The sequence below is a fragment of the Flavobacterium lacisediminis genome (genome assembly GCF_025909975.1).
GTDB classification, from domain to species: Bacteria; Bacteroidota; Bacteroidia; order Flavobacteriales; family Flavobacteriaceae; genus Flavobacterium; species Flavobacterium lacisediminis.
Genome location: NZ_JAPCIO010000001.1, coordinates 476,756 through 489,572 on the forward strand (window position 1 = coordinate 476,756; position 12,817 = coordinate 489,572).

The window sequence follows — 12,817 nt, forward strand, 5'->3', positions numbered from 1 at the left end:
ACTTAACATCTTATACTACTTTAGCCCTACCAGAAAATTAGTAGGTTAAGTTTTATGGTAGATTTGGGGCAAAAAGGGTGAAAGCAATTTCACCTTTTTTATTATAATAAACTTGGTAACAAAAAAGGCGAGGATTTTTAATCCTCGCCTTTTTTAATTTTATTNGAAAGCAATTTCACCTTTTTTATTATAATAAACTTGGTAACAAAAAAGGCGAGGATTTTTAATCCTCGCCTTTTTTAATTTTATTTATTCTGAATTATTTCGCTGCAGCAAAACGTTTTGCTACTTCCGTCCAGTTAATTACATTAAAGAATGCTTCCATATAATCAGGACGTCTGTTTTGATAATTTAAATAATAAGCGTGTTCCCAAACATCCATTCCTAAGATTGGTTGTCCACCACAAGCAACACCTGGCATAATTGGGTTGTCTTGGTTTGGAGTAGAACAAATTTCTAATTTTCCATCTTTAACACATAACCAAGCCCATCCTGAACCAAAACGAGTAGCTCCCGCTTTAGAAAATTCTGCTTTAAAAGCATCAAATGAACCAAACGCAGCATCAATAGCATTAGCTAAATCACCTGTTGGTAATCCACCACCATTTGGCGACATAATTTCCCAAAACATTGTGTGATTATAATGTCCACCACCATTGTTACGAACTGCCATATTGTTCATATCTAAATTCTTCATTAAATCTTCAATAGATTTTCCTTCTAAATCTGTTCCGGCAATTGCAGCGTTTAAGTTAGTAACGTAAGCATTATGGTGCTTAGAATGGTGAATTTCCATTGTTCTTGCATCAATATGTGGTTCTAATGCATCGTATGCATAAGGTAATTGTGGTAATTCAAAAGCCATGATATTTTATTTTTAGATTAGTAATATTTTCACCAAATTTACAAATTAAACTTCGGAATCAAAAATAGATAGTTTCTATACCACTATTATTAAGATAAATATAACATTTGAAAACAGCAGCATTTACTATATACGACGCTTCGGCTGGCTCTGGAAAAACCTATACGCTAACGAAAGAGTATTTAAAAATTCTTTTCTTAGCCACTAATGATGATGCGTATCGAAAAATTCTCGCCATTACGTTTACCAACAAAGCGGTGGAAGAAATGAAAAGCCGAATTGTTTCCAGTTTGTACGAGTTTTCCATTGATACCACTTCCGATAAAGCGATGGAATTGCTAAAAGATGTTGCCTCGGAAACCAAATTAAGCATCGCTACCTTAAAAGATAAATCGAAAGCCATAATCAAAAATATCATTCATAATTATGCGGCGTTTGATATTTCTACGATTGATAAATTCACGCATAAAGTCATCAGAACGTTTGCACAAGATTTGAATTTACCTCCGAATTTTGAAGTTTCATTGGAAACCGATTCGCTTTTGCAAGAAGCCATTGATTTGGTAATTTCTAAAGCCGGAGATGATGTAAATCTGACTAAATTATTAATCGAATTTTCAAAAGAAAAAACCGACGACGATAAAAATTGGGATATTTCTGCCGAATTATTAAAGGTTGCCCAACTGATTACAAACGAAAATAATTCGGAAGAAATCAAAGAAATGGCTGATAAGAGTTTGGCTGATTTTGGTGTCATCAAAAAGAAATTGCAGGAAGAAATTAAAGAGTTAAAATCGGAATGTAAAGCTGTTGCTAAAACTATTTTGGATAAAATTGATACGAATGGTGTTTCTCGAAAATCGTTTTACAGAAGTTTGGTTCCTAATTTTTTAGAGAAAATCGTTGATGAGAAAATTGCGATTAATGAAACTGTAATCAAATATTTAGATGGTTCAGAAAGTGGTTATTCCAAAACCGTTCCACAATCCGATAAAGATTTTATTGATGAAAACGCTTCCGAAATTTTAGCTTCGGTTATTTCAATCAATGAAAAATCAGGAAAAATTTCAATGTACGAAGCTTTTCTGCAAAACCTAAATCCACTTTCGTTACTAAACACGATTTATCAAGAATTCAAACAAATTCAGGAAGAACAAAATTTAGTTTCGATTTCCGATTTCAATAAAATTATTCACAACGAAATACAAAATCAGCCAGCGCCTTTTATTTATGAGCGCTTGGGCGAAAAATACCGTCATTATTTTATCGATGAATTTCAAGACACTTCGGTAATGCAATGGCAAAATTTGATTCCGTTAATCGATAATGCTTTATCAGGTCAAGACGATTTTGGTCAGCAAGGAACTTTGATGTTGGTGGGCGATCCAAAGCAAGCCATTTACCGTTGGCGTGGCGGAAAAGCCGAACAATTTATCGATTTAGCTAAAGAAGATAAAAAACACAATCCGTTTTCTAATAAAGACAAAGAAACACTTCGTTTAGGAACGAATTACCGAAGTTACAGCGAAGTCATTCAGTTTAACAATGCGTTTTTTAAGCAATTATCAGATAAATTTGAAAATCCAGATTATAAAAATTTATACGAAAATCTTTCACATCAAGAAATCAATTCCAAAAACGGAGGTTATGTGAATTTGTCGTTTATCGAAGTGCCAGAAGATGAAACCGAAGTTGAAGGTTTTGATTCAGACAACGATTCGATTTCGGTAAAAGATAAATTTTACTTGAATCAAACGTTAAGAACTATTGAAAAATGTATCGCAAACGGATTTGAATACAAAGATATCGTTTTGCTTACGCGAACAAAAGCACCTGGAATTAAGTTGGCGAATTTCTTAACCGAAAACAGCATTCCGATTTTATCTTCGGAAACTTTATTGATTCAAAATGCGACTGAAGTAAAGTTGTTGATTGCATTGCTTCGCTATTTAAAAAATCCAAAAGATGATGAGTCAAAAGTCTATTTCTTGTATTTTATTGCGAAATATCTGCAATCGGAAGTAGCAATTCATGATTTTATTTTGACTGCAAAAGATAAAAATTCGGAAGAATTAGAAACGTTTTTGAAAACCATTGGTATTGAAATTTCGTTCAAAAATTGCAAGAAAAAATCGTTGTATGAAGCAGTCGAAATTTTGATTGCGACGTTTTTAAATGACAAAGTGAATACTTCGTATTTGCAATATTTCTTGGATTTGGTGTTGGAAAAAGATGTAAAAGTACAATCGAGCATTGCTGATTTCTTGGAATATTGGGACAAAATTGGCTACCAAAAAAGTATTCCGTCACCAGAGGGAACCAATGCCGTTCGTATAATGACGATTCATAAATCGAAGGGTTTAGAATTTCCGGTTGTGATTTTTCCGTTTGCCGAAGAAGATTTTTCGAGAAAAATTAAAGACAAATTATGGATTCCGCTTGAAGATTCGAATATTGATTTGCCAAAAGCGTTAATCAATAACAGAAAAGAAGTCGAAAGTTACGGGAACGAAGCTAAAAGCATTTTTCAAACCAAAAATCAAGAAGAAGTTTTAGATACGATTAACGTTTTATATGTAGCATTAACGAGAGCTGAAGAACAATTGTATGTGATTTCGAATAAACTTACAACCAAAAAAGGCGATTTGGTTACCAATAATTTATCGTATTATTTTATAGAGTTTTTACAGAATTCAGGCAAATACGAAGATACAAAATTGGAATACGAATTCGGAAATCCAACCCGAATTTCAACCAACAAAGCTCACGAAGGTAAAAACAATCAAATTGGTATTGTAACCCATAAGTTAAATCCAAAAAATATCAAAATTGCACAACGCGAAGCTTTAATGTGGGGAACCATTCAGCAAGATGCGATTAATTTCGGTAATATCTTGCATGAAATCATGGCGTTTATTCATACGAAAGACGATGTGGATTTGGCCATTCAAAAATCAACTGAATTAGGATTGATTACGTTTTCTCAACAAGAAGTTTTCAAAGAAACGATTCAAAACATTGTCAATCATTCGGAATTAAAAGAATATTTTGAACCTGATGCCAAAGTGTTTAATGAGCAAAATATCATTAAAAAAGCCAATAAAAACAGCAAACCAGATAGGGTTGTAATTAAAAATAATTTAGCGTATTTGTTAGATTATAAAACAGGAGAAAAACACAACAAACACAAAGCGCAATTAGAAGAATATGAATTGGCTTTACAAGAAATGAATTTTACAGTTGCAAAAAAAGCACTCATATATATAGGAGAAAGTATAGAAATAGTAACTTTGTAACCATTAACACAACCATAAACGATTAATATATTATGTACGGAAAAATCCAACAACACCTACAAAACGAATTAAATACGATTCAAGATAACGGATTATTTAAAAAAGAACGCATTATTACTTCTCCACAAGGAGCGGAAATTACAATTTCAACTGGCGAAACGGTTTTGAATTTTTGTGCGAACAATTATTTAGGATTGTCATCACATCCAGAAGTGGTTCAAGCGGCGAAAGATGCTTTAGATTCTCATGGTTTCGGAATGTCATCAGTGCGTTTTATTTGCGGAACTCAAGATATCCACAAAGAATTAGAACAAAAAATCGCAAATTTTTACGGAACAGAAGATACAATTTTATACGCAGCAGCTTTTGATGCTAACGGCGGAGTTTTTGAACCTTTATTAGGAGAAGAAGATTGTATTATTTCTGATAGTTTAAATCATGCTTCGATTATCGATGGAGTTCGTTTGTGTAAAGCAGCACGTTACCGTTATGAAAATAATAACATGGAAGACTTAGAACAACAGTTAATCAAAGCAACTGAAGCAGGTCATCGTTTTAAATTAATTGTAACTGACGGCGTTTTTTCAATGGACGGATTAGTAGCGCCATTAGATAAAATTTGCGATTTGGCAGATAAATATGATGCTTTAGTAATGGTTGACGAATGTCACGCAGCTGGTTTCATAGGTGCTACTGGAAAAGGTACACTAGAAGCTAAAGGCGTAATGGGAAGAGTAGATATCATTACAGGAACATTAGGTAAAGCTTTAGGTGGCGCAATGGGTGGTTACACAACGGCAAAAAAAGAAGTGATTGAAATTTTACGCCAACGTTCGCGTCCATATTTATTTTCAAACTCTTTAGCGCCATCTATTGTAGGAGCTTCATTAAAAGTTTTTGAGCTATTAGAAAAAGACACGACTTTAAGAGATAAACTAGAATGGAATACGAATTATTTCAAAGCTGGATTAAGAAAATCAGGTATTGATTTTATTGATGGAGACTCTGCAATTGTGCCAGTTATGCTTTATGACGCCAAATTATCGCAAATAATGGCGGAAGAACTGTTAAAAAAAGGAATCTATGTTATAGGGTTTTTCTTTCCAGTTGTTCCAAAGGATAAAGCTCGTATTCGCGTACAATTATCAGCAGCACATACACAAGAACATTTAGATAAAGCTATTGAAGCTTTTACAGAAGTTGCCAAAAAATTAGGGATAATCAAGTAAAATCCTATAAAAAAGTAATTTTTTTTAACAAAACTTTTTGTAGTTAAAAAAAACGTATTACTTTTGTTCCAATTATAACGCATTGTAATTAAATAAAACAAGTATGAAACATCTTAACAAATTATTTGCTGCAGCTTTGTTGTTTGCTGGTTTAACATCACAAGCACAAGATAGCAACAACCCATGGGCAGTGTCTTTTGGGGTAAATGGAGTTGACACTAAAGTTAGTGCTGTTGGTAATGACAGTCCAAAATTCATCCAATTAATTAACGTAGAAAAAAACTGGAACATTTTACCTTCAGTTTCTTACTTAAACGTATCTAGATACGTTGGAGATGGATTTTCTTTCGGATTAACAGGTTCTGTAAACAGAATCGACAAATGGGTTACTAGAGTTCCAGGAACTGAAGGAACTGATGTTGTTTCTAACCCAGGAAACTTATCTTATTATGCTTTTGATGCTGTGGTTAAATACAGCTTCATGGATTTGTTAAAATCTAAATGGTTAGATCCATCTATCAACATTGGTGGAGGTTATAACTTTATTGGTGATGCTTCTGCAGGTACTGTAAATGGAGGTTTAGGTTTAACTTTTTGGTTAACTGAAGGAGTTGGTTTACAATTCCAATCTACTTACAAACATTCATTTGATGATAATAGAACGCCAAACGCTGATATCCCAACTCATATCCAACATTTTGCTGGTTTAACTTTCAAATTTGGAGGTAAAGATACAGATGGTGATGGTATTTATGACAAAGATGATGCATGTCCAGAGGTTGCTGGTTTACCAGAATTCAAAGGATGTCCTGATACAGATAAAGACGGTATTCAAGATTCAGAAGATGCTTGTATTGACGAGCCAGGTACTAAAGAATTAAACGGTTGTCCTGATAACGACGGAGACGGTATTATCAACAAAGAAGATTCTTGTATTGATGAGAAAGGTACTAAAATGATGAATGGATGTCCAGATGCTGACGGTGACGGTGTTGCTGATAAAGATGACAAATGTCCTACTGTAGCTGGAGCTAAAGATAACGCTGGTTGTCCATGGCCTGATACTGACGGTGACGGTGTTGCTGATAAAGATGACAAATGTCCTACTGTAGCTGGAGCTAAAGATAACGCTGGTTGTCCATGGCCTGATACTGACGGTGACGGTGTTGCTGATAAAGATGACAAATGTCCTACTGTAGCTGGAGCTAAAGATAACGCTGGTTGTCCATGGCCTGATACTGACGGTGACGGTGTTGCTGATAAAGATGACAAATGTCCTACTGTAGCTGGTACTGTTGCTAACAATGGTTGTCCAGAAGTATCTGACGATACAATGAAAAAATTAAATGACTATGGTAAAACTATCTTGTTTAACTCTGGTAAAGCTTCTTTCCAAAAACAAACAATCCCAGTTTTACAAGCAATGGCTGCTATCTTAAAAGAGTACCCAACTGCTAAATTCTCATTAGAAGGTCATACAGATTCAGATGGTAAAGATGCAATGAACCAAAAATTATCTGAAGATAGAGCTGCTGCTGTTAAAAACTTCTTAGTTGAAAACGGTATTGATGCTTCTAGATTATCTTCTAAAGGTTTTGGTGAGTCTATGCCAGTAGATTCTAACAAAACTTCTAAAGGTAAAGCTAACAACAGAAGAGTAGAAGTGAAATTAGTTAAATAATTTCTTTCAAAAAAATAATAGGAAACGCCCCGATTTATCGGGGCGTTTTTTTATTTTTATAAAATGAAACAAAATACTTTTTTAGATAAGTTAAGTGCAACTATTTTATCGCAATCTGATATTCAATTATCGAATTGTTTGATTGTTTTACCTAATAAAAGAGCCAAAGTGTTTCTTTTGGAATGTTTAAAAAATCAATTAGAAACCACTTCATTTGCGCCAACTATAATAAGTATTGAAGATTTTATTCAAGAAATTTCTCGTTTTCGCACGATTGATCCTATTGAATTGTTATTTGAATTCTACGAAGTCTATCTCTCCGTTACCGAAAAAGCCAAACAACAAACATTTGAAGAATTTGCTACTTGGGCAAAAACTGCTATTCAAGATTTTAATGAAATCGATAGATATCTATTAGATCCAAGCCATGTGTTTTCTTATTTAGAAGATATTGAAGCTTTGAAACGTTGGAATTTAGAACCATCAAATACCACCAAACTAATAGATACACATTTAGAGTTTTGGGCTAAATTACCTTTATACTACGAATCTTTTTATAATCATTTATTAAAAAAAGGAATCGGTTATCAAGGGTTATTATATAGAGAAGCAGTTAAAAATCTAGCTACGTTTACCACAACCATTACCAATCAAATCTTTTTCGCTGGGTTCAATGCTTTAAATCAAGCGGAAGAACGTATATTCAAGCACCTAGCTAACGAAAACAAAGCCAAAATTTATTGGGATATCGATGAGGTGTTTTTGAATGATTCCTATCATGACGCTGGTCTATTCATTCGAAAGTTCAAAAAAGAATGGATGACTTTCGTTAATCAAGATTTTGAATGGGTAGTGAATCACTTTAGTGAGGAAAAAAATATCGAAATTATTGGTACGCCAAAAAGCATCGGTCAAGCTAAAATTGTAGGAACCATTATTGAAAAAATTCAATCTGAAAACCCAAATTTAGAAAAAACAGCTGTTGTTCTTGGGGATGAAAACCTGCTGCTTCCTGTTTTATATGGTTTGCCAGAATCGGTTGAGGCGTTGAATATTACAATGGGTTATCCAAGTAAAAATAATCCGGCGCATCTGTTGATTAGTAAGTTGTTCAAGTTGCATACCAATGCCAAACAACGAAACGAAAAAAGCTACACCTTCTATTACAAAGAAGTTTTAGATATTTTAAATCATCCTTTGGTGGAACCCTATTGTAAAGTGGAAGAAGTTGTAAAAGTGATTAACAACAACAATTTCACTTTCTTTTCCAATCAAAAATTATTCAGTTTATTCGAAGAAAAATATCCAAACACAGAAAACAAATTCTTCAAATTATTATTTACACGTTGGGATGATTCAATTTCCGATATTTTAGCGAATTTGAATTCGATTTTACTAACCATAAAATTCTATTTAAGTAACGATGATAGTGAAGAGAAAGTAACAAAAGCTTTCGTGTATTCAGTGTTTAAAACGATAAATAAATTAACCAATTATCACGAAACCTATAATCAAATCGAAAGTTTGCCATCACTTCAGGCAATTTATAAGCAAATTATCGATTTAGCGGAAGTTTCTTTCGAAGGCGAACCTTTGAGTGGTCTTCAAGTAATGGGTGTTTTAGAAAGCCGCGTATTGGATTTTGAAAACGTGATAATCACTTCAGTAAACGAAGGTAAATTTCCAGCTGGGAAATCACAGAATTCATTCATTCCTTATGATGTGAAGAAAGAACTTGGCTTACCAACGTACAAAGAAAAAGATGCGATTTATTGCTATCACTTTTATCATTTGTTGTTGCGCGCGAAAAATGTTTGGTTGCTTTATAATACCGACAATGAAGGAATTGATGCGGGTGAAAAAAGCCGTTTCATTACCCAATTGGAAATCGAGAAACAACCAAAACACAACATCACTAGCACAATTTATAATGCCGTTTTACCTGAAAAAGCATACGAACCCGTAACCATTCCAAAAACAGATAAAATCTTAACCCGTTTACACGAAATCGCAACGGATAAAGGGTTTTCGCCATCGTCTTTAACGAATTATATTCGAAATCCATTACAGTTTTACATGCAACGTATTTTACGTATTAATGAAGCCGATGAAGTGGAGGAAAATATCGCAGTGAATACGTTGGGAACCATCATTCACAATGCTTTGGAAGAATTGTATACACCTTATTTGAATCAGTATTTGGCATTGCATCATATTGAAGCGATGGAAACAAAAATTGACGAGGTTATTCTAAAACATTTCAAAGAAATATACAAAGAAGGTGAAATAACAAAAGGTAAAAACCTGTTAGCTTTTGAAGTGGCGAAACGAAATGTTTACAATTTTCTACAAATAGAAAAGAAAGATATCGAAGAAGGTCAAGCGATAAAAGTACTATTGTTAGAAGCGAGTTTGTCTTGTGAAATAGAAGTGAAATCATTACCCTTTCCAATAAAAATTGCAGGTAAAGTCGACCGAATTGAAGAGCGAGATGGAACTATCAGAATTATCGATTACAAAACGGGTAAAGTATTGGGCAATAGCTTAAAAATTAACGATTTTACTGATTTGACTTCGGATATTAAAAATGAAAAAATTATTCAGTTGTTGTGTTATGCGTTGATGTTTGAAAATCACGAATTAAAACAAAACCGAGAAGTTTCAGCGGGAATTGTTTCGTTCAAAAACATGAAAAGTGGTTTTTTACCTTTTGGATTAGGAAAAGGAAAAGACACCGAATTAGCTATTTCTAGTGAAATTTTAGAAGATTTTAAAGCAGAATTAGAAACTTTGATTTTGGAAATTTTTAATGCTGAAATTCCGTTTAAAGAAAAAGTATAATTGAAATAAAACCTTGCGAACTTTGCGAAAAAACTTTGCGTGCTTTGCGGTTAAATTAAACCCTTTTCAAAAAACCACTCAAAACTCCTAACAATTCCGCTTGGTTTTCAAAATGACTCATATGGCCGTCTTCAAAAGTGGTGAGTTGCACTTGTGTACCTTCGATTTGTTCTAGATTGTCATCGTAATTTAAAACGGGATCTTTTTTGCCTAAAATTAGTTGAATTGGATATGGAGCAAAATGTAAAATAACTTCACGGTCTTTTCTAATTTTCATACCTTCTAACGCAGCAACAATACCTTGAAGTGGTGTTTTTAAAGCTTCTAATTTTACTTCTTCAATAATATCTGCTAAGCGTTCGCGATTGTCTTCGCTAAATAAATTAGCAATACTCATGCGAATAAAAGCCGAATAATTTTGCTTCACCGCCACAATAGCACGGTCGCGATTTGTTTTTCGTTCGTCGCTATCAGCTCTTGAAGTGGAATTTTGTAATACAATTCCTTTAACATTATCGGGATATAATTCGGCGAAAGCCAACGCCACATAACCGCCCATCGAATGTCCAATCAAAACCGCTTTCCTGATTTTTAATTCGTGCAACACATGATGCACCATATCGGCTTGGTCTTCCATCGTGTGGACATAACCTAGACATTCTGTTTCACCATGACCTAATAAATCAATAGTAATGATGCGATGCTTTTTAACTAATTCAGGAATAAACGCTTTCCACATCGATTGATTTTCCAAAAAACCATGCAATAAAACCACTGCCGTTCCTTTTCCTTGGTCGGTGTAACTGATTTTAGTGTTTTTGAAGTTCGTGGTTTTCATGTGGGCAAAGGTAAAGTTTAAACGCAAAGGGCGCAAAGTTTTTTCGCGAAGTGCGCTAAGTTTTTCCGATTAGTTTGTCATATTGAAAGCATCTCTTTAAGAGATTCCTACAGAATGACATAATTGTGTAAAAAAACGTATTTTAGCACTATAAAATCATCCTCCATGTTCACCATCCAACAAATCCACGAAGCACACGCCAAAGTAAAAAGTGGTGCCGATTTTCCAAAATACATGCAAGACATTATTGCACTTGGTGTGACTTCTTTCGAAACGTTTGTGTTTGATAATCATACTAATTATTATGGTGCTAATGATTTTCAAATATCTTCAGAAGGTTTTTCAGAAACCTTAACTATTGTTGATGAAAGTAACGTTGAGCAATTCAAATTAGACTTAAAATCGCACCAACAAGGCAACACTGATTATATGACTTTTTTAAACGACTGCGCCAAATCAGGTGTTGAAAAATGGATTGTAGTAATGGATAAAATGATTTGCAGTTATTACGACAAAGCCGGGAATGAAATGGTGGTGGAAATAATTCCTTCGGTTTAGTTTCTGTCATTCTGAACTCGTTTAACTTCGTTGAATCTTCGATTTCAGAATCTTTAAATGAGGATGAGAAGCTGAAACGAGTTCAGCTTGACAAATAAGAATAAAAAACGGCTCACATTTCTGCAAACCGTCTATACTGTAAACTGAGACTGAAAACTAACTATTCATTATCGATTCAATTTCTTCAATTTCAATTGGAATATTACGCATTAGATTAAATGCAGCACCTTTTTCTTGAATCACCATATCGTCTTCTAAACGAATACCAAAACCTTCTTTCGGAATGTAAATTCCTGGCTCAACGGTGAATACCATATTGGCTTGCATAGGTTCGTGTAATAATCCGTAATCGTGAGTGTCTAATCCCATGTGGTGACTTGTTCCGTGCATGAAATATTTTTTATACGCTGGCCAATCTGGATTTTCGTTTTGTACATCGGCTTTGTCGATTAACCCTAAACCAAGTAATTCAGAAGTCATGATTTTACCCACTTCTACATGATATTGTTTCCATAAAGTTCCTGGAACCAACATTTTAGTGGCTTCATTTTTCACATTTAAAACCGATTGATAAACCGCTTTTTGTCTGTCTGTAAAACGACCAGAAACTGGAACCATACGCGTCATATCGCTTGAATAATTAGCGTATTCTGCACCAACGTCTAATAAAATCAAATCACCGGCTTTACATTGTTGGTTGTTTTCAATGTAATGTAACACATTTGCATTGTTTCCAGAAGCGATAATTGGCGTGTAAGCAAAACCTTTCGAACGATTTCTTAAGAATTCATGCGCAAATTCAGCCTCGATTTCGTATTCCATTACGTTTGGCTTTACGAATTGTAATACTCTTCTAAAACCTTTTTCAGTAATATCACATGCTTTTTGGATTAAATCCAATTCTTCGCTTTCTTTTACCGAACGCAATCTTTGTAAAATAGGATTCGATTTTTCTACTTTATGTGCAGGATAATTTTCTTTCCACCATTTGATAAAACGCGCTTCACGAGTTTCAGTTTCAATAACGGCTCTATAATGTTCGTTAGTATTGATGTAAATCGTATCGGCATACGCCATGATTTCTTTCAAAGTCTTGTGAAAATCTTGTAACCAAATCACCGATTTAATTCCAGAAACCTCAAAAGCTCTTTCTTTAGTAAGTTTTTCACCTTCCCAAATAGCAATATGCTCGTTTGTTTCTTTTAAGAATAAAATTTCTCTCAAATGTTCGTAAGGCGCATCAGGAAAAAGCAATAAAATACTTTCTTCTTGATCCACTCCCGATAAATATAAAATATCTCTATGTTGTGCAAAAGGCAAAGTACTATCAGCACTTACCGGATAAATATCGTTTGAATTGAATACCGCAACGCTGTTAGGTTTCATTTGAGCTGTAAACTTAGCTCTGTTTTTAACGTATAAATCGCGGTCTATTTGATGGTATTTCATGGTTTATGATTTTTTTCGATTTCCAAAAATAAAAAGATAAAAATGAAAAGTTGTTAAATA

8 protein-coding genes are annotated in these 12,817 nt (G+C 33.9%); 5 read left to right on the forward strand and 3 right to left on the reverse strand.

Features of this window, described 5'->3' with window-relative positions; all coding sequences use genetic code 11:
- Window positions 1-259: 259 nt before the first annotated feature.
- Window positions 260-865 (reverse strand): superoxide dismutase, encoded by a 606-nt coding sequence (locus OJ995_RS02315; protein WP_264367965.1) that lies wholly within the window; start codon window positions 863-865, stop codon window positions 260-262.
- Window positions 866-972: 107 nt separating this feature from the next.
- On the opposite strand from OJ995_RS02315, the gene OJ995_RS02320 reads away from it, so the two are divergent.
- The 4 genes from OJ995_RS02320 (at window position 973) to OJ995_RS02335 (ending at window position 9,912) form a co-directional block, all read left to right on the forward strand.
- The gene (locus OJ995_RS02320) at window positions 973-4,161 is read left to right on the forward strand and encodes a UvrD-helicase domain-containing protein (protein WP_264367966.1); all 3,189 of its coding nucleotides are present in this window, start codon (window positions 973-975) and stop codon (window positions 4,159-4,161) included.
- A 32-nt stretch (window positions 4,162-4,193) separates the two neighbouring features.
- The gene (gene kbl, locus OJ995_RS02325) at window positions 4,194-5,390 is read left to right on the forward strand and encodes a glycine C-acetyltransferase (protein WP_264367967.1); all 1,197 of its coding nucleotides are present in this window, start codon (window positions 4,194-4,196) and stop codon (window positions 5,388-5,390) included.
- 103 nt (window positions 5,391-5,493) lie between these two features.
- Window positions 5,494-7,071 (forward strand): OmpA family protein, encoded by a 1,578-nt coding sequence (locus tag OJ995_RS02330; protein WP_264367968.1) that lies wholly within the window; start codon window positions 5,494-5,496, stop codon window positions 7,069-7,071.
- 63 nt (window positions 7,072-7,134) lie between these two features.
- Window positions 7,135-9,912 carry a PD-(D/E)XK nuclease family protein gene (locus tag OJ995_RS02335; RefSeq protein ID WP_264367969.1) on the forward strand — a complete coding sequence of 926 codons (2,778 nt, stop codon included), beginning with the start codon at window positions 7,135-7,137 and terminating at the stop codon, window positions 9,910-9,912.
- A gap of 55 nt (window positions 9,913-9,967) precedes the next feature.
- Here the strand turns inward: OJ995_RS02335 and OJ995_RS02340 are convergent, their stop codons facing one another.
- Window positions 9,968-10,750 carry an alpha/beta fold hydrolase gene (locus OJ995_RS02340; protein WP_264367970.1) on the reverse strand — a complete coding sequence of 261 codons (783 nt, stop codon included), beginning with the start codon at window positions 10,748-10,750 and terminating at the stop codon, window positions 9,968-9,970.
- Window positions 10,751-10,915: 165 nt separating this feature from the next.
- Between OJ995_RS02340 and OJ995_RS02345 the strand changes: the two genes are divergently transcribed.
- Window positions 10,916-11,308, forward strand: coding sequence for a DUF1398 domain-containing protein (locus OJ995_RS02345; protein ID WP_264367971.1), 393 nt, complete (start codon window positions 10,916-10,918; stop codon window positions 11,306-11,308).
- A 156-nt stretch (window positions 11,309-11,464) separates the two neighbouring features.
- Here the strand turns inward: OJ995_RS02345 and OJ995_RS02350 are convergent, their stop codons facing one another.
- Window positions 11,465-12,757 carry an aminopeptidase P family protein gene (locus OJ995_RS02350; protein ID WP_264367972.1) on the reverse strand — a complete coding sequence of 431 codons (1,293 nt, stop codon included), beginning with the start codon at window positions 12,755-12,757 and terminating at the stop codon, window positions 11,465-11,467.
- Between the last annotated feature and the right edge of the window lie 60 nt (window positions 12,758-12,817).